Annotated in this window: 17 protein-coding genes; 4 read left to right on the top strand and 13 right to left on the bottom strand. The window is 71.0% G+C overall.

Annotation, left to right across the window (positions count from 1 at the left end; all coding sequences use genetic code 11):
• The first annotated feature begins 37 nt into the window (after positions 1–37).
• On the top strand, positions 38–721 hold the full coding sequence (locus BO64_RS14410; RefSeq protein ID WP_496404003.1) for a tetratricopeptide repeat protein: 684 nt from the start codon (positions 38–40) through the stop codon (positions 719–721).
• Here the strand turns inward: BO64_RS14410 and BO64_RS14405 are convergent.
• The 11 genes from BO64_RS14405 to cpaB all read right to left on the bottom strand — a co-directional run bounded on the left by BO64_RS14405 (position 694) and on the right by cpaB (position 10,520).
• Positions 694–1,164, bottom strand: a complete 471-nt coding sequence (locus BO64_RS14405) for a prepilin peptidase (protein ID WP_496404002.1) — start codon at positions 1,162–1,164, stop codon at positions 694–696. The genes BO64_RS14410 and BO64_RS14405 overlap by 28 nt on opposite strands.
• Positions 1,161–1,625 carry a TadE/TadG family type IV pilus assembly protein gene (locus BO64_RS14400; protein ID WP_496404001.1) on the bottom strand — a complete coding sequence of 155 codons (465 nt, stop codon included), beginning with the start codon at positions 1,623–1,625 and terminating at the stop codon, positions 1,161–1,163. The genes BO64_RS14405 and BO64_RS14400 overlap by 4 nt, the downstream gene beginning before the upstream one ends.
• 35 nt (positions 1,626–1,660) lie before the next feature.
• The gene (locus BO64_RS14395; protein ID WP_496404000.1) at positions 1,661–1,843 is read right to left on the bottom strand and encodes a Flp family type IVb pilin; all 183 of its coding nucleotides are present in this window, start codon (positions 1,841–1,843) and stop codon (positions 1,661–1,663) included.
• Positions 1,844–1,910: 67 nt separating this feature from the next.
• A complete protein-coding gene (locus BO64_RS14390; RefSeq protein ID WP_496403999.1) occupies positions 1,911–3,713 on the bottom strand; it encodes a pilus assembly protein TadG-related protein in 1,803 nt (600 codons plus the stop codon).
• Positions 3,710–3,952: a hypothetical protein gene (locus tag BO64_RS14385; protein WP_496403998.1), complete on the bottom strand. Its 243-nt coding sequence runs from the start codon at positions 3,950–3,952 to the stop codon at positions 3,710–3,712. Before BO64_RS14385 ends, BO64_RS14390 begins: the two co-directional genes overlap by 4 nt.
• A gap of 22 nt (positions 3,953–3,974) precedes the next feature.
• Positions 3,975–4,892 (bottom strand): type II secretion system F family protein, encoded by a 918-nt coding sequence (locus BO64_RS14380; protein WP_496403997.1) that lies wholly within the window; start codon positions 4,890–4,892, stop codon positions 3,975–3,977.
• Positions 4,892–5,818, bottom strand: coding sequence for a type II secretion system F family protein (locus tag BO64_RS14375; protein ID WP_496403996.1), 927 nt, complete (start codon positions 5,816–5,818; stop codon positions 4,892–4,894). Before BO64_RS14375 ends, BO64_RS14380 begins: the two co-directional genes overlap by 1 nt.
• Positions 5,815–7,134 (bottom strand): TadA family conjugal transfer-associated ATPase, encoded by a 1,320-nt coding sequence (locus BO64_RS14370; protein WP_496403995.1) that lies wholly within the window; start codon positions 7,132–7,134, stop codon positions 5,815–5,817. The genes BO64_RS14375 and BO64_RS14370 overlap by 4 nt, the downstream gene beginning before the upstream one ends.
• On the bottom strand, positions 7,131–8,315 hold the full coding sequence (locus BO64_RS14365; RefSeq protein ID WP_496403994.1) for a CpaE/TadZ family protein: 1,185 nt from the start codon (positions 8,313–8,315) through the stop codon (positions 7,131–7,133). The genes BO64_RS14370 and BO64_RS14365 overlap by 4 nt, the downstream gene beginning before the upstream one ends.
• Positions 8,316–8,322: 7 nt before the next feature.
• Positions 8,323–9,648, bottom strand: coding sequence for a type II and III secretion system protein family protein (locus tag BO64_RS14360; RefSeq protein ID WP_496403993.1), 1,326 nt, complete (start codon positions 9,646–9,648; stop codon positions 8,323–8,325).
• Positions 9,645–10,520: a Flp pilus assembly protein CpaB gene (cpaB, locus tag BO64_RS14355; RefSeq protein WP_496403992.1), complete on the bottom strand. Its 876-nt coding sequence runs from the start codon at positions 10,518–10,520 to the stop codon at positions 9,645–9,647. Before cpaB ends, BO64_RS14360 begins: the two co-directional genes overlap by 4 nt.
• A gap of 387 nt (positions 10,521–10,907) precedes the next feature.
• On the opposite strand from cpaB, the gene BO64_RS14350 reads away from it, so the two are divergent.
• Positions 10,908–11,681: a helix-turn-helix domain-containing protein gene (locus tag BO64_RS14350; RefSeq protein WP_496403991.1), complete on the top strand. Its 774-nt coding sequence runs from the start codon at positions 10,908–10,910 to the stop codon at positions 11,679–11,681.
• A 3-nt stretch (positions 11,682–11,684) separates the two neighbouring features.
• Here the strand turns inward: BO64_RS14350 and BO64_RS14345 are convergent, their stop codons facing one another.
• Positions 11,685–13,448 (bottom strand): DUF6065 family protein, encoded by a 1,764-nt coding sequence (locus tag BO64_RS14345; RefSeq protein ID WP_496403990.1) that lies wholly within the window; start codon positions 13,446–13,448, stop codon positions 11,685–11,687.
• 133 nt (positions 13,449–13,581) lie between these two features.
• Here BO64_RS14345 and BO64_RS14340 point away from each other — a divergent pair, with 133 nt between their 5' ends.
• Positions 13,582–14,244, top strand: coding sequence for an outer membrane protein (locus BO64_RS14340; protein ID WP_496403989.1), 663 nt, complete (start codon positions 13,582–13,584; stop codon positions 14,242–14,244).
• Positions 14,245–14,326: 82 nt separating this feature from the next.
• Here BO64_RS14340 and BO64_RS14335 read toward each other — a convergent pair whose 3' ends face one another.
• On the bottom strand, positions 14,327–14,566 hold the full coding sequence (locus tag BO64_RS14335; protein WP_496403988.1) for a DUF1153 domain-containing protein: 240 nt from the start codon (positions 14,564–14,566) through the stop codon (positions 14,327–14,329).
• Between the two features lie 259 nt (positions 14,567–14,825).
• Between BO64_RS14335 and BO64_RS14330 the strand changes: the two genes are divergently transcribed.
• Complete coding sequence (locus tag BO64_RS14330; RefSeq protein ID WP_496403987.1) at positions 14,826–16,946, top strand: EAL domain-containing protein; 2,121 nt, start codon at positions 14,826–14,828, stop codon at positions 16,944–16,946.
• The last annotated feature ends 503 nt before the right edge of the window (positions 16,947–17,449 follow it).

Genomic DNA, 17,449 nt, shown 5'->3' with positions numbered 1-17,449 from the left:
GGTGGCGCGGGCAGGGTGGACGAGGCGACTGACGGCCGTGCTCGGCCTCGCGCTGGCCTGGGGAACGGTTGCGGCCGCCGCGCCGCCCGAGGGCGCGGCGACCGGCGCGGCGCCGGTCACCCTTGATCCGGCGGCCAAGCCCTCCCGGGACCTGCACCTGCAGCTCATCAGCCAGCTGCGGGAGTCGGGCCGCGCCCATGCCGCGCTCGCCCACCTGGACGCCTATGAGCGTGAACATCCGCGCGATGCGCGCGCCGGCCTGTTGCGGGGGGATTGCCTCGCCGACATCGGCGACTACGCCGGAGCGGAAAAGACCTATCGGCGCCTGCTCCGCACGCAGCAGGCGGCGGACGCCTATGCGGGCCTTGGCCGCGTGGCCGGGCTGCAGGGGCGTTGGAGCGAGGCGGCGACGCAGTTCGGCGAGGCCGTGAAGCGGGCCCCGATCTCGGCCCGTCATCTCGGGGATCTGGGTTACGCCCTTCTGCGGGCGGGCGACGCGGCCGGCGCAGTGTTCCGTCTGAGGCAGGCGGCGGAGCTGGCCCCGGGCGATGCGCGGGTGCGCAACAACCTGATCCTGGCGCTGGAGGCCGCAGGCCAGCATGAGGCGGCGCGGCGGCTGTTGGACCAGGTGCGGGATCCGGCGGATCGCAAGGCGCTGGAGGAGGCGCGGGAGGCGCTGCGCGCGTCGGGGTTTCAGCCGAACAGCAGCGGCGCGCCATAGGCGCCGAGAAGCGCCGCGGCGAGGGCGGGCGCGAATGGCATCTGCCGCTTGAGATCGAGGCCGCGCCAGGGCGCAACCACGAGCGCAGCGACAATGGCCAGCAGACTGGCGGCCACGAACACCCAGGCGACGCCCACGAAGCCCACCCACTGGCTGGCCGCGATGAGGAACTTCACGTCTCCGAGGCCCAGGCCGGCCGGCCGCTTCAGGGCCTTGAGCGTCCAGATCAGTCCGTAGAGCAGCGCCGCTGCGGCGAGGGCGGCGGCGACGGCGTGCCCAAGGGTGCGCCAAGCCGGCTGCTGGACGAGCTGGAGGCCAAGGCCGCTCAGGCCGAGCGCGAGGTTCCAGCCGTTGGGGATGCGCCGGGCCGCAAGGTCGCTGGCCACGATGGGCGTCAGGAGCAGGACGAGGACGCCCGCGCCAATAAGTTCGACGCCGCTCACGAATAGCCCCCGTTGGCCACCGTCACCGCGTGACGGACCGTGGCCGGCGCTGTCTGGCTCGCGCCGGTCACCAGGGACAGAAGGCTGTAGAGTGGTCCCGTGGCGATGGTGTCGAGCGGATAGGTCACCTCCACCGTAAAGGTGCTGGAGGTCGCGGGGACCGCCCGCACGGTCACGGCGTCAGGGTCGAGGAGCGGGGCATAGCCTTCGAAGACCTGGCGCACCCGCTGACTGGCGAAGGCTGCGCGTTCGGCGTCGGTCAGGCCGGCGATGGAGGCGCGGCCGCCCTCGGCGGCGCCCTGGGTCACCGCCACGGTCACGGCGAAATACAGGGCGAAGACCATCGTCCCGAAGAGCAGGAGCAGGAAGACCGGGGCGAGCAGGGCGAACTCCAGGGCGATGACCCCGGCCTCGTTCGCCGCTGCTCCCTGCGCCCACCCACCGCCGCCAGCGACGGACATACGTCGCCGGCCGCCGGATGCGCGGAAGACGCGGATCAAGGCGCGGTCTTCAGCTTCGTGCCGATGTTGGTGAAGGCGACGCCCAGGTCGTCCTTGAAGCTGGTCATGGCGGCGGCGATGGCGCCGACCACGAGCACCGCCAGAACGCCGTACTCGATGGCGGTGACGCCGCTTTCGTCCTGGATGAAGGTCCGAACGAAGTGACGGATCTTGTTCATGTCTCAACTCCTTCGGGGCCTTGGGAAACCCGCTCGTCCCGGCCCCCGGGGACGGCGGGGAACGGGATCAAGCGATGAGGACGGGCACGCCGCACCGCACGCCGGTCACGAAGACATCGGTGTATCCAAGCTCCACGCCCAGCGCCCGCAGCAGGCCGACGAGCGGCGCGTCGAGGGCGGTGAAGATCGGATCGAGAATGGTGAAGATCGAACCCAGCTGGATGCCCCTGCGGGTCTCGACGATGCAGAGCAGGGGACAAAGGCGCAGGCTCAGCTCCAGCGACTCCGCAAGCTGGGAAAGGCTGCCGAGCACCTGGTCGGCGCCGACGCGCGCAGGTGTCGGCGCGATTGGCGACAGGCTCCCGCCCACCGGGCGTCCGATGATGCCGCGGTCGCGGGTGGGCGTGGCGTCTGGCGCGGTCGGCTGCACGAACTCGAGGCGCCTCGCGCCTTCCGACGTATCGCCAACGGCCACATGGCCGCGCAGGCCGGTGCTGATCTCGATGAGGCCGAGGCCCAGAAGATTTATGTCGATGACGTTCGCGGGCTGGATGTCGGCATAGGTGACCGGCCGGCTAACATTGCGCATGACGTCCAGGCGCGGCGCGCCGACATAGACGTCGGCGACGCTGCTGCGGCCATCCACCAGCACACGGGCGTCCCGCGACGGATCGCCCCGGCAGCTGATTTCCGCGATCTTCGCATCGCCGCCGCCCGCCTCCACATAGAGCGGCAGGTTCGTGCCGAGGAGGGGGATCTCCAGCCCGAGCTTCAGCCGGACCGCGGCGGTGTGCACCTGCGTGCCCTCGGGGCCGAAGGCGAAGAAGGCTCCCTGCGGCGGCTCGATCACCGTGGCTTCCACCTTGAGCGCCGCAAGGCCGGGAACGCCGATGGTGGCCCCCGGAATGGTGGCCGCGTGGCCGCCGTTGGAGAGCTGCAGGGAGAAGGAGGCCAGCTGGAAGAGGTTGACGCCCGCGTCGAGGGCGGTGCGGCTGTCGCCAGCCCCCACGCGGGTGTTCTCCCACAGGCCAAGGTCGAAGAGCTGACCAAGCTTGATGCGCTGCGGCGCCGGCACGGCCGCCTCAAGCCGCTGGAGCCCGCTCAAGGCGGCGGAGACGCCCGCGAGGTTCCGGTATTGATCAAGCACGCCGATGGCGGCGTCCAGGAGCTGGCCCACGCCGACCTCGGTGTCGAGCAACTGGCCGTAGGTGCCGGCCCCGAGGCCAAGGTCGATCGCCAGGGCGTCGAGGAGGGCGAGGGCGTCGATCTCGGTGGAGGCCAGGCCCTGGTAGTCGGCGAGGGTCAGGTTGACGGTGCTGCCCGTGAGGGCCGAGAGCAGGCCGTTGATCAGGCCGGCGTTCAGCTGCAGCACGCCCGCGCCGGCCTCGAGACCGGCCTGATCGACCTGCGCCGCCGTGGCGCTCAGGGACACCATCTGCCGGGTGCTCGTCGACCAGTTTGCGACGGCCGAGAGCAGGATGGGCGTGTCGTGGGCGGTCGAGAGCCGTACGGCGTTGGGGGCGAGATTCGGATAGCCGTCGCAGGCGCGGGACTGGAAGCGCTGGCCCGGCGTGGCGGCTTTCGGGCAGTACCAGCCGGTCTCCAGCCGCTGGATCGCCGTTGCGGGATAGCCGTTGGCCGTCAGGATCGCCTCGCCCTGCTGGCGGGCGAGTTCGGGGGAGCCGGCGAAGCGGGCCGCGGCCAGGGCGGCCGCGTCGGTGACCGCCTGCAGGTCGCGCCGCTGGGCGAACCACAGGCTCGTGTCCGTCACCAGCCCGACGAAGCCGATCAGCACCGCGAGCATGACGGCGGCCGCCGGCGCGATGGCGCCGGCTTCAGATTCCCGGGATGGCGACGGCCAGCGGATCATCGGCGGCCGGAACCCTCGTCCTGGGCGGCCGCGCGCGGCTCCAGCTTCTCGCCGATGCGCTCAAGATAGCGCGTGCGAATCCGCTCGGCCTCGGCGGCCGACTGCACCGGCGGAGCCGGGCGCGGTCTGGCGGTGAGCTGGCGTTCGACCACGGCCCGGGCGGTGGGGGCGTTCTCGTTGGTCGGCATGACGACGATGACGGCCGGGGCGACGGGCGCGAGAAGCATGGTCAGCAGCATGGTCAGGTCTCCGGTCTCGGGCTCAGGAGGCGCCCGCCAGGGCGCGGATGGATTTGCCGAGGGTGGCCACGGCCGGGCCTGCCAGGACGATGAACAGCGCCGGCATGATCAGGACGAGCATGGCGAGGGTCATTTTCGCGGAGGTGCGGCCGACGGCTTCGCGCGCCTGAGCCACGCGCAGTTCGCCGAACTCGCGGGCGAAGGCCTTCAGCACCGGGCCCAGCGAGGCGCCGTGGCGCATGGCGCGGGCGATGACCTTGGCGACCTCTTGCGCGCCCGGCGTGCCGAGGCGTTCGGCCCAGCGTTCCAGGGCGAATTCGTAAGGAGCGCCCAGGTCGAGGTCGCGGACCAGAAGCTGGGTGGCGGCCTGGGTGAGGGGCGCGGCGCGGCCTTCGGACTGGGCGAAGGTGCGGAAAGCCTGATCGATGCCGACGCCGCTCTCCAGCATCATCACCAGAAGGTCGAGGGTGAAGGGCAGTTCGCTGCGGATTCGGCGCGTGCGCGCGGCGGCCCGGAACCGCAAAATCTGCTTGGGCGCCAGGAAAGCGGCGGCGGCGGCGCTGAGCGCCAGGAACGGGCGGGCCGGGCCCTCCGGTCCGAGAAGATAGGCGACGCCGGCGCAGGCGAGGGGCGCGCCTAGGCGGAGCAAGGCGAAGACAAGCAGGGCGTCGGGCCCGCGCCAGCCGGCGGCTTCGAGCAGAGCCTCGACCTCCTCGCGTTCCTTGCCCGAGCCCAGGAGGACGGCGGCGAGCCGCGCGCGTTGGGAGGCCGGCGCCGCGGCGGCGGCTTCGTCGACGGCGCCTCCCGTCGGGCCCGCGAGGGTGGCGAGGCGGGCGCCGATCCGGGTCTCTTGCGCATGCTGGCGCAGGGCGCGCCGCAGCACGGCGATGGCGAGCGCGGCCCCCACGGCGATCAGCAGCAGGTCGAACAGGAGGCGCATCAGAACTCGACCCGCATCAGCCGGCGCAGGACGACCATGCCGATGGCCTGCAGCGTGGCGGCTACGAAGAGCATCTGGCGGCCGGTGTCGGTCTCCCAGAGGAAGCGGACGTAGGCGGGCTGGACCACCAGCAGCAGTCCGATGCCCGCGAGCGGGAGGGCGCCGAGGATGGCGGCGCTGGTGCGGGTCTCAGCCGTGGCCGCGGCGACCTCGCGCATGATCCGGGCGCGATTGCGGAGCGTGCTGGCCAACTCGCCGAGCACCGGGCCCAGGGCGCCGCCGAAACGCAGGTTCAGCCGCACCGACGCGGCGAGCATATGCAGCTCGGGGATGGCGACGCGATCGGCGGCCAGGGCCAGGGCGTCCGCTACATGGCCCCCGTTGCGCACCCGCCGGGCGGCCGGTTCGAGATAGAGGCGGATGGCTGGGGCAGCGTCCTCGGACGCCTGGAGAAAGGCGGTCTGGAAGGACTGGCCGGTGACCAGCAGTTGGCGCACGCCGTCCAGGAAATGCGGCAAGGCGTCGACAAAGGCATTGGCCCGGCGGCTGGCCACGATCTGCAGGAGGGTGAGCGGCGCGGCGATGACCGTGGCGAACAGCAGCAGGGCCGGCCCCATGCCGAAGATCTGCGCGGTCAGGGCGACTGCCGCTGCGGCGATGGCGGTGAAGGCGGCTGCGCGCCGGATCGGCGGCGGGCCGCCGGCGCGGGCGATCCAGATCCGGAGCGCGGCGGGGCTGCGATCCACGAGCGCCTGCACGAAGCCGGGCGTGGCGTCCGCCTCGGCGTCGGGCTCGGACTTCAGCCCGTCCAGGCGGCGGGCCAGGACGGCTTCGGTCGCGCGTCGTCGCCGCCAGTCGCGGGTGGCCGCGGCGCCCGCCACGCCGAGGGCCGCGAGGCCCGCCAGCAGGGCGATGAGGCCGATCACACCAGCCCCCGCGGGCCGTTGCGGACCAGGCCCAGGCGTTCGGCGAAGTACGGCCGCGGCGTGAGCGTGCGGAATTCGCCTTGTCCGCTCATGGGCGGGGTTTCGGCGAAGACGAAGACCTCGTTCAGGCTGTAGGCGTCGCCCTCGAGCCCGGTGACCTCGGTCACCGACATCACACGGCGAGCGCCGCTGGCGGTCCGCTGGACGTGCACCACGAGCTGGATGCTGCTGGCGATGTAGCGCCGGATGGAGGTGACGTCGCCGGTCATGCCGCCGAAGCCCAGGAGCATCTCCAGGCGGGCGAAGGCGTCGCGGCAGCCGTTGGCGTGCATGGTGGCCATCGAGCCGTCGTGGCCGGTGCTCATGGCCTGCAGCATCTCGACGGCCTCGCCGCCGCGCACCTCGCCCAGAATGATGCGGTCAGGGCGCATCCGCAGGGCGTTGCGCAAGAGGTCGCGGGCGCTCACTTCCGGCGCGCCCTCGGCGTTGGCGGGGCGCGTCTCAAGACGGCCGACATGCGCCTGACGGAGCTGGAGCTCGGCGGCATCCTCGATGGTGATCAGCCGCTCGCCGTCTCCGATGTAGCTGCTCAGCATGTTGAGCAGGGTGGTCTTGCCCGAGCCCGTGCCGCCGCAGACTAGGATATTCAGCCGGCCCCGCACCGCGGCCGACAGATAGGCCAGCATCTCCGCGCTCATGGAGCCGCTGCGCACATAGGCTTCGCCGGTCATCGGCTGGGCGCGGAACTTGCGGATCGACAGCATCGGCCCGTCGAGGGCGACGGGCGGGATGATCACGTTCACCCGGGAGCCGTCGGGCAGGCGGGCATCGACGTAAGGGCTGGCCTCGTCGATCCGCCGGCCCAGGGGGCCGACGATCCGGTGGATGATGTTCATCAGGTGCGCATCGTCGCGGAAGCGCACGGGGACGCCCATCAGGCGGCCGCCCCGTTCCACATAGATCTGACGGCAGCCATTGACGATGATGTCGTCGACCGTTGGGTCCTTGAGCAACGGCTCCAGCGGACCAAGGCCAAGGACCTCCTGCTGCAGGTCGTCGGCGAGGCGCAGGCGCTCGGCCGAATTCAACGGCAGGCCCTCGCGGGCGGCGTGGCGCTGGATCGCCTCCTGGACGGCGGCGCGGACCGCCCGGGGCGAGGCGGCGGCCTCGGGATCCACATCGTCCAGCAGTTCCAGGACCGCCTCGAAGATCTGGAACTTGGTGGTCTGGTAGAAGTCGGAGAGGCAGAGGTCGGCGGCCGCCGCATCCGCCGGCCGGTTGGCGATCCTCAGGCCGCCGGTGAGGCCCGCGTTCATGCGCGCGCCTCCTTCCGGCTAAGCAGGCCCTCCTTCAGCCTGGCCCAGAACGGCCGGCGTTCTGAGGGCGGCTGGACGTCGGCCAGGGATTGCAGGGCCCGGGCGTAGGCGCAGGCGGGCGCATCGAGCACCAGCGGTCGGCCCACGTTCAAACTGTTGAGCAGCTCGGCCCGCGCCGCCGGCAAGCGCACCGAGCTCGCAAGCCCCAGCGTCTGGCGCATCTGGACGTCGGTGAGCGCGATGTCGTCGGAATATTCCTCCACGACCAGCACGGTGCGCGCGCGCGCGCCGAGGTCCGTGGGGATCGCATCCAGCAGCGCCTTGGCGTCCCGCACCGCCGTGTAGGTCTGCGGCGCGACGAGGCAGAGACGGGTAGCGGCCGCCGCCACGGCGGCGAGAATCTGCGGATGCCGCACGCCGCCCAGGTAGAGGACGGTCTCGCGGAACAGCGGACGGACGGTCCGGAGGGCGTCGAGGACATGCTCGGGCGAGAGCGAGGTCTCGTCGTCCGGGCGACCGGCCAGGGGCATGAGGCGCAGGCCCGACGCCTCGTGCACGGCGAGCGCCGAGCCCAGCAGGGTGCGGTCCAGGCGGTCCAGGTCACGGACGGCGTCGGCCAGGCCATAGGCTGGCGACAGATCGAGGGCGGCGTCGGCCTCGGGCTGGGGCATGGCGCAGTCGATGAGCAGGCCCTCGCCTGCCGCCTTGGCCCGCAGCACCGCGAGATTGGTGGCGAACAGCCCGGCCGTGGCGGAGGCGCCGGCGCCCAGCACCACGGTGAAGTCGCCTGGGGCGCCTCGCTCGGGCAGGGGCACGGTGGCTACGCGCTGAAGAACCTGTTCCCGCAACTGGGCCGGCTCGCCGCTGCGGTCGACGAAGTCCACCGCCCCGGCCCGCAGGGCGGTGATCACGAGATTGGCGTTGGAGGCGTCGCCGAGGGCCACCACCTCCAGGCCGGCGTCGGCGGCCTGGGCGGCGTCGGCGGCCTTGCGGATCGCCTCGGTGGGTTGCTGGCCGCCCACATCCACCAGCACCAGCGAGGGCTTGAGCACCGCCAGTTCGCGAAGCAGTTCCTCCCGATCCGGCAACCGGGTGACGGTGGCCCGTGGGCCGAAGGCCTCGGCAAGGCGCTCCCGAAGGTCCGGGTCGGCGCTGATGAGAGCCACGCTCGACGTCGCCATCAGGCCATCACCTCGAAAGACCGACGCGGGCCGCTCGCCGCTCCACCGTGTCGATGTTCAGCAGGGTGTCGGTGAATGACGGCGAGGTAGGCGCGGCGCCGACATCGGCCAGGGCCCCGGCCTCCAGCGGCGCCACAAGCCGCGGGGTGGCGACGATGATCAGCTCCAGCTTTTCCTGGCTGTTCTGGGCGCGCTTGAAGAGCGTGCCGATCACCGGCAGGTGGCCGATGCCCGGGATGCGCTGCTCGCGGCTGTTGGTGGTGGCGTAGGTGAGGCCCGCGATCACCAGGCTCTGGCCGTCGCCCAGCTCGACCGTGGTGCTGGCGGAGCGGCGCCGGAAGCCCGGGATGTTGAACCCCTGCAGCAGGACGCCGTTGGCGTAGTCGAGCTCGCTGACCTCGGGGGCCAGCTTCAGGACGATGCGGTCCTGGGACAGCACATAGGGCTCCACCGCCAGACGCACGCCGTAAGGGCGATAGTCGACGGTGATGGTCGTGCCGCCGCCGCCGGCCTGGGGCACGGGCACGGGGACGTCGCCGCCGGCCAGGAACTCGGCCTGCTCGCCCGAGCGCACCAGAAGGGTCGGCTGGGCCAGGACCTGCGACAGCCCGGCGTCGGAGAGCGCGCTCAGCATGCCGAGGACGCCATCCTTGCGGTCGTTGAGCAGGATATTGAAGGCGTTCTGAAGCGGCTCGGTGGTGTCGATCGACAGACCGTCTCTGCCGAAGCTGAAGTCCTGGAGGCTGTTGGGACCGACCACGGCCCATTCGAAGCCCTGGCCGAAACGGCCGAAGTTGAAGCCGAGCGCCTTCAGGGTGGTGTCGGACACGGCGACGAACCGGACGTCGACGGCCACCACCTGCTCGGCGGCGACGCCCACGAGGTTGGTCGTCTCGGCGCCATGGGCCGCCCGGGCCAGATCGCCGGCCCGCCCCTGGGCGGCGAGGTCGCGGGCGGTTCCGGTCACGACGAGGCCCGAGGGGGCGGGCTCTGCGGAGACACCGGCGAGGCCGGCCTCGGCCTGAAGGCGCGTGGTGAGGGCCGTGGCCGCGGCGGCGCCCACGGGGGTGACCTCGACCTCATAGGTGCGCCGTCCGGCGCTGGTGACGAGGGTGACGTCGGTGCGGCCAGGGGCGGTGGCGGTGAGGCGCAGGCGGCGGTCGGACGGCGCCGCGGCCGAGACCACGCCCTCCTTGGACACGACCACCTGGCGCAGGGCGCCGTCAGCAGGCAGCTCAAGGGTTTCGCCGACGCCCAGCGACACGGGCGCAGCCTGGGCCAGAGACGCCGAGAAGACGGCCGCGGCGGCGAGCAGGGTGGAACGACGGATCATGGCGCGCCTCCGGGCCGCAGCCACTCGCGTCGTCCGCCGACGACGAGCTCGATGGGCGCCGGGGCGGTGCGGGCCCTCGGCGCCGCCGCGGGTCGTTGGGATGCCGTGGCCGGAGCCTGGGCGCCGCCCCGCAGGTCCGAGACCCGCGCCAGGGCTGCCGGCGTGACGGCCTGGTCGGTGGGGTTGCGCAGGGCCAGGTAGTAGCGGCCGACCGCGCGGGCCAGGGCGAAGGTCGAAACCTGCTCCGGCGTCATGGCTACGGTCAGGGTCCGGCCCGGGCGTGCGCCCGCAGGTGTCGCGTCGTCGCCCGACTGGCCGCTGGTGATGGACAGGATCCGGATGTTCTGCAGCAGGGTGCGGGACTCGCTGGCGTCCGGCCCGTCTCCGGTGGGGCGCACGACGCCGGCCGGCAGCACCACCTGGACGTCCACGAGGTCGCCCGGCTTGAGGTGGTGGGCGACGGCGATCTCTTCGTTGACGTCGATGCCGATGGCCCGGTGGCCGGCGGGCACCAGGGTCGCAAGACCGGCCTGGCCGCCACCGTCGGTCAGACTGTCCGACAGCACGAACTGGTTGGCGGCGTGGTCGACGGCGGCGATGCGTCCCACCGCCGCGGTGGGGGCGTTGAGCACGCCGGCCGGCGCCGGCCCCGCGATCCGGATAGTGCGGAGATCCTCGGCCGCGATCCGCTGCCCCCGGCTGATGGGACGGGCGGCGACCACGGCCTCGGAAAGGGCAGGAGCGGCGGCCTGCGTCTGAGCCGCAGGCTTGCGGTCGCCCTCGGCGAGCCGCCATCCGCCGTAGATGACAAGCCCCGCGCCGAGCGCCAGCCCGGCGGTCATCATCGCCCGCGCGGCGAACTTACCCTTCATGGAGTAGCTTCCCGCGCATGGAAATTGCCTCCACAGCTCGGAAATTTCAGCTGCGAAATTAGGCATATTCCGCTTTCGCGCAACATTTTGTCGCCTCAACGGCAGCGAGCATGCTGCTGCTGCCCCCTGGTTTTCGCCCACCCTCACGCGAATTCGGGAGGGGCATGGCGGTTCGTCGTGGAATTTCAGTTGAACGATATTGCGTAGCGGTTAACGAAGGCAGCTATAATTTCCACAGAAAGGCAAGTTATTTTGGAATACCATGTTATTTGATGCTACTTGACGTGACGCTGTAACGCTGGCCTAGGGCGGCGCTAAGTAGTGGGGTCTGCTAAAATCGCGCGCGGCGAGCGCCTTGGTGGCCTCAAGAGTTTCGCCGGAGGACAGGTGTCCAACACTTCGCAAAAACCGCCCCGGATCGCTGCGGGAGTCGAGCCGTCGGCGACGGGCCGGGTCGGCCGGGGCGGGACGCCTCGCCGGGACCGGGCCTTCGCCCTTCGCCTCCAGAAGGCGTGTGACGACAACCCCCGGGTGCCGGCCTACAACCACGGCCGTCAGGCCTGGGTGCGGGCCCAGCTCGTGGAGCGCTACGGCGTCAATGTCAGCAATGAGACGGTGAGCAAGTGGTTCACCGGCGTCTCGCGCCCGAGGCCCGAGAAGATCACCACCATTGCCAAGCTGCTTGAAGTGGACGAGGCTTGGCTGGCCCTGGGCGTCCAGGGCGAGGTGGAGCCGCGCGAACGGCGCCTGCGCAACGCCCAGGCCGATGGGGCGGTGAACGTGGTGGCCGGTTTCATCCAGATGTGTGGCGGCCATCCAGCCTTCCCGGACGACGACGGCCGCGGCGACCTCGCGCCGGTGGACCTCTACGCCATCATCAAGGGCGCGCACTATTCGATCAATGTGGCGGTCGCCCAGCCAGTGGACGGCGGTCAGTACCGGTGCCAGGTGCCCCACGGCTACGAGCAGCGGATCGTGATCGCCATCGTCCAGCGCGAGCCGCTGGTGTGCGACTTCCTCGAACTGCCGGCCGAGATGATCACCGCGCATGGCGCCCGGCGCAGCGGCTATGTGGAGGTCACCTTCGCCGCGGGCCCGAAGGGCTATGTGACCGACGGGGCCGTCTGGCCGCGGATCCAGACCTTCGCCGAGCGGCTCTAGCCGCTAGGCGACCGAGCCGTCCGTGGGGAAGCTGGCGTACCAGTCGTTGCGCCAGAGGAAGTTCGTGTAGGTCAGGGTGACGCTGAAATCGAGCGCCCGGACCTGGTGCCACCAGCCGATCGGGATGAAAAGGGCGTCGCCCGGCTCCAGGGTGATGTCGAAGATGCGCGCCTCAGCCAGCCGGGGATAGGCCGCCGGATCGTGCGGCGCCTCAAGGTCGGCGATCTCGCTGAACACGTGCGGGCGATTGTAGAGCCGGCTGACGTCGCTGGCCGGGATCAGGAGGATGCGCTTGCGGCCCACCACCTGGGCCACGAGGTTGTTGGTGAGGTCATGGTGCAGGGGCGTGAAGGTCCCCGCCGGGCCGATCCACATCATCCCCTCGGCTTCAGGCCCTTCGGTGGTGAGGTACTTGGGCAGGCGGCCGAGGTCGGCCTGTAGCGGGCGCAGCGCGTCGCGGTTGGCCGCCGAGTTGAAGGCGGTGAGATAGGCGCGATTGCCCGGCTGCTCCGTGATCATCTCGATGAACCGGTCGAAGGCCATCTCGCGCCGGTAACGGCCCTTGTGAATCTCGTAGGCCTCGTCGGGCGTGCGGTCGCCCTGGAACTCGATCACCTTCGGCCCGACGACCTTGGCCAGATATTCGGGGGTCCAGCGCTCCAGGGCGGGCCAGTCGTCCATCTCCCCGCCGAGCACGACCGGCCGACCGGCGGCGTAGAAGTCGTGCAGGAACTCCTCGCGGGTCATGCCCTCGTAGCGGGCCACGGTTCCCGACTTGGGCGAGAGCGTCCGATGGGCCTCCATGACGTCGAGCAGCCATTCACGGCGGCGCAGGGCGAGGCGCTCCTCGGCCGTGACGGGCGGCGCCGACGGCGTGGCGGGCAGGGGGGTCGTGCAGCGCGCCGGCTCCACGGCCGGTTCGAAGGCGGCGAGGCGAACCTTCGTCCGATGATCGTCGACATGGGCGCGGCCTTGGGTGTCGACGCCCCGGTAGTAGTGCTTCTGCCACTTCTGGGACGGCAGCCTCGGCGGTTCGGCCGCCACCTTGGCCTGGAATTCGTCCCTCAGCCGGCTCCAGCGCTCGAACTCGGCCTTGAGTTCGGGGGCGGTCTCGATGTCGGCGAAGCGGGGGCGCACCTGCTCCATCAGCGTCCGCTGGATCGGGAAGAAGAAGCAGATCGGCTCGCCCTCCTCGAAGCGGACCCAGGTGTTCGGCCGGGTGAAGCGCCAGTTCATGGTGAAGGTGAACGGCGCCCAGTCGGTCTCCACGATCCCGGACAGGGCGGCGATGGCGTCCTTCGGCCGGTTGGGGGAGCCGCCGACCCAGAGGTTCCAGCCCGGCGAGGTCCGGAACAGGCCCATGATGTGGAAGGTGATCACGCCCTGGCCGAAGATCGACACGGGCGCCAGGTGGGGCGGAGCGCCGTCGGGAAGCCGGATGTGCACGTCCTCCACCCGGTCGCCGCCCGCCCAGCAAGCCTCGAAGGCGACCGGCGACAGCACCTCCCAGCCCTGGGCGTTGGCGATGTTGAGGGGTAGGCAGCGGTAGGGGAACGCCTCGGGGGCGGCGTCCATCCACGGACGATCCGCCGCCGCGGCTCGGATGTGCGGCCGCCAGCCCGGATAGAGGAAACAGGTGATGTCCGGCGCCGTCCCAGGCGGCGCAGCGGGACGCGCGGCGTCATGTGCGACGGGACAGGCCGCCGCCTCGCCGGTCCGGCTGTCGGTCTGGATGCTCACCGGATCGTCCTGCACGTCGTTCCTCATCTTCGCCGCCCTGCGGACCCGTCCTGCCGGCAGCTCTCAAAAAGCACATGTTGCCTAAATAGTGAAATCACGCCACCATTCCTGAGAACCCTGCGGCCCTGAGGGCTGCGGGCTGTGAGATGTTGGAGGGACGATGCGCGGCCTGATCTTTGCGATCTGCGGGGCGGCCCTGATTCCGGCTGGTTCGGCGGCGGCTGACGGCCTTGGGTATCTCGAGCAGCGCTATGTGCAGCTCAACCTCGGCGCGGGCGTCGCAGGCGAGTCCGACATGAAGCTGCGGACGCCCGGCGTGCTGGACGCGCGGGTGGAGAGCGACCTGGACGCGGGCTTCGCCGGCAGCGCCCTGGTGGGGGCGGCCTATACCAGCGGCGTGGCCTTCGAACTGGAGGGGCTTTATCTCCACAACCGGGTCGACACCGACCACGTGGAGATTGCGTTGCAGAGCCCGTTCTCGGTGAAGAGCGAGATTTTGGGCGGCTTCGCGAACGTGAAGTACGAAATGGTCAACGAGAGCCCGCTGTTTCCGTACGTCGCGGCCGGCCTCGGCGTGGGGACGACCGAATACAAGGTGCTGGGCGATCCTGGCCGGTCTCGCGGCGTGCTCTGGCAGTTGAAAGCGGGCGTCGCCATTCCGGCCACGTCGGAACTGACCTGGGACCTCGGTTATCGCTACGTGCGCTCGCCCGACTACGAAAGCACCGACCTCGTGACGATCGGGGGGCAGACCTACGAGGCCCGCTTCAAGGCGGCCACCGGCGTGCACACCCTGACCGCCGGTCTGCGCTGGGGCTTCTAGCAAGAGTTAGTAGAGGGGAGGCGCGGCCGGATCTTCGGCCGCCAGGCCCGCCGCCCGGTTCCGGTGCGGCGGGCTTTGTTTTTCAGCCGGAATATTCCCGCAGGCGCGTCAGGCGCAGGCCGTAGGCGCCGGCCCGATCATAGCGGCGTTCCCAGCTGGCGAGCTCTTCCTCGGTGATATCCAGGCTGGCCAGGGCTCGGTCGCGACCGACCGCGCCGAGGGCGATGGCCATGACGACGCGGGCCTTTCGGGCCGGCGTCCAACGGCCGCTGGCGGGCCGAAGCTCGGTCAGTCGGGCGTTCTCCTCACGCGGGTCGCGCATCGGCTCCGGCAGGAGCGTCGGGGAGTCTATTGGCGCCTGGAGCATGGCCCATGCCCTTTGTGTCGATCTGGGCCTACCTCGTCGGATTCACGGCAGAAAGCAACATTTGCTTTCTAAAAAAGCAAATCGTGCCCCCGTGGGTTCGGTGAAGGGCGAGCCGGAGGGAGACTTTGACCTCGGTTGGCCGGTTGCATCCGCGCCCCGAGGAGCTAAGCTTTCGCGGCGGTTAACATTGGCGCGAAAGGCAACGAGCGCGGACTTGGGCAGGGCCGATCCCATCGTCGCCGACGGGCGTGCGCGGCTTGCCGAACGCCTGGCGCTGGCCGCCCGGGTCACCGGCGCCGGCGCCTGGGAATGGCGCCTGGATCGCGGGACCTTCACCTGCGACGCCCTCGCGCGCGGGCTCTTTGATCTGCGGCCGGACGAGCCGATCAACCTCGCCGCCCTGACCCGCAGGCTGGCGGCCGAGGACCGCGCCCGTTTCGCCGCCGAGCTGGATGACGCCGCCCGGGGCCTCGCGGCCCTGGATACGCGGGTGCGCGTGCGGGCGGCCGACGGCGGCTGGCGCTGGATCCGCTGTGCGGCCGACCTCGTGCGGGACCCGGCCGGACGGCCCCTGCGCCTCGTGGGCGCCAGCTGGGACGAGACGGCGATCCAGCGACTCGACGAGGCCGTGCATGATGAGCGCGAGCGGCTGCAAGCGACGCTCGGCGCCGTGGCCGACGGCGTCGTCGCCACCACCGCGGATGGTCGCGTCGCCTTCCTGAATGCGGCGGCGGTGAAGTTGCTGGCGCGTGCGGAAAGCGAGGCGGTCGACCGGCCGGTGGAGGAGGTCCTGCCTCTGGAGCTCGACGGCTCCCCCGGTCTCGGCGTGCGCCTCGACGCGGTGCAGCGGTCCGGCCGTGCGCCGCCGGCCCCGTGGTCTGGCCGGCTCGCCGAGCGGGATGTTGAGGTCACCGCGGCGCCCATGCGTCGACAGGGCGGCGAGGTCCAGGGGCTCATCCTGGTGCTGCGGGATGTCACCGAGCAGCGGGCTCTGGAGCGGCGGCTGCGCCACGCCGCCCGGCACGACGCCCTGACCGGGCTGCCCAACCGCACCCAGGTCGAGGAACGGCTGGCGGCCAGTCCCGAGGGCGGCGGCGTGCTCTGCTATCTCGACATCGATCAGTTCAAGATCATCAACGATACGGCCGGCCACGCGGCGGGCGATGAGTTCCTTCGCCAGGTCGGCGCCCTGTTCCAGCGTCGCCTGGAGCCCGGCGACCTCTTGGCCCGACTGGGCGGGGACGAGTTCGCGTGGGTGATGCACGAAGCCGATCTCGACGCCGCCGAGGCCCGGGCCCGGCGTCTCGTGGAAGACGTGGCGGCCTTCCGCTTCCACTGGGCAGGGCAGGTGTTCTCGTCCGGCGTCAGCGCCGGCCTCGCCCGCCGGGAGCCGGGTCTCACCCCGACCGAACTGCTGAGCCGGGCCGACGTGGCCTGCTATGCGGCCAAGGCCGAAGGGCGGGGCCGCACCGCCCTCTATCGGGCCGACGAGGCCTCGGTGGCCGCCCGGCATCGGGAGATCGGGGTGGCGGCCAGCCTGCGCGAGGTGATCCGGCAGGGGCGCCTCACCCTCCACGCCCAGCCCATCGCCGCGGCCCGGGGACAGGAGGCCGGGGGCTATGTGGAGCTGCTGGTGCGGATGATCGGGGAGGACGGCGCGCTGGTGCCGCCCGGCGCCTTCATCCCGGCGGCGGAACGCTTCGATCTCATGGGCGAGATCGACCGATGGGTGGTGGAGGAGGCGCTGATCCGCCGGGGCGCGGAGATCGCGGCGGTGGACGGGCTGCGCCTGGGCCTGAACCTTTCGGGCAACGCCCTGAACGATCCGGCGCTCCTCGACTGGATCCTGGATGCCGTGGCTCGCAGCCCGGTGCGGAGCGAACGGCTGACCTTCGAGGTCACCGAAACCGCCGCCCTCAACAACCTGGGCGCGGCCGCCCGCTTCATGGAACGGCTGCGGGAGGCCGGCTGCCGGATCGCCCTGGACGATTTTGGCGTTGGCCTGAGCTCGTTCGCCTATCTGAAGTCCTTCCCCGTCGACTGCGTGAAGATTGACGGCAGCTTCGTGCGCAACATCGTCTCCGATCCCAAGGACCTGGCCATCGTCGAGACGATGAACACCCTGGCCCACCGGCTGGGCGCCCAGACCGTGGCCGAGTTCGTGGAGGATGCGGCGGCGGCGGAGCTGCTGCGGGCGCTCGGGGTGGACTATCTCCAGGGCTACGGCATTGGCCGACCAGAACCCCTGACCCAGGCGCTGGCGGCGGCCCGCAGTCGGCTCATCGGAACGGTCGGGCAGAATGTCGCAGTCTTGAACGCGCTGGCGGCCGAGTAGCTTGATAGCGCTCCCATATCCTGCCCTCTCGGAAAAGTAGAGACCCGCGTTTTGTGATCCGACATGCAGGTGTGCCTGGGCCACAACACAACCCTGCGTGCGCATGGACCTTGGCTCAATTTGGGTACCGGCTTTCCTTGTGACCTGCGGCCCACTCAGTTTCTTGAGTGAAGTCAACTTCATCAGTGGCGCGTACGTATAGGGGAGCCTCCCATGGTCCTTCGACGGCGAGCGAACAGCCGTTTTCTGGAAGAAGCACGCAAGGTGCGGGCGAGGCTGATCGCCCGGCTGGCCCGTGCCGAGCGTTCGCAGGCCGGGGAACAGACGGCGGCGCTCTACCGCAGCCGCCTTGAGGAACTCGATCGTGCGATCCGCGGCCTGTCGGGAAGGGACCCGGAACCCATCGTCCCCCTGCGGCCGGCGCCGGCCAGCCCCCGTCCCGCGGCTCCGCGGGTGGCTGCCGGACAGCCTCTGCAGCACAGCTGAACTTCGAATGGCGGAGG

This window comes from Phenylobacterium composti DSM 19425, assembly GCF_059568645.1.
Note: the sequence above shows the minus strand (reverse complement) of the source record. Positions and strands in the feature narration are given on the sequence as shown.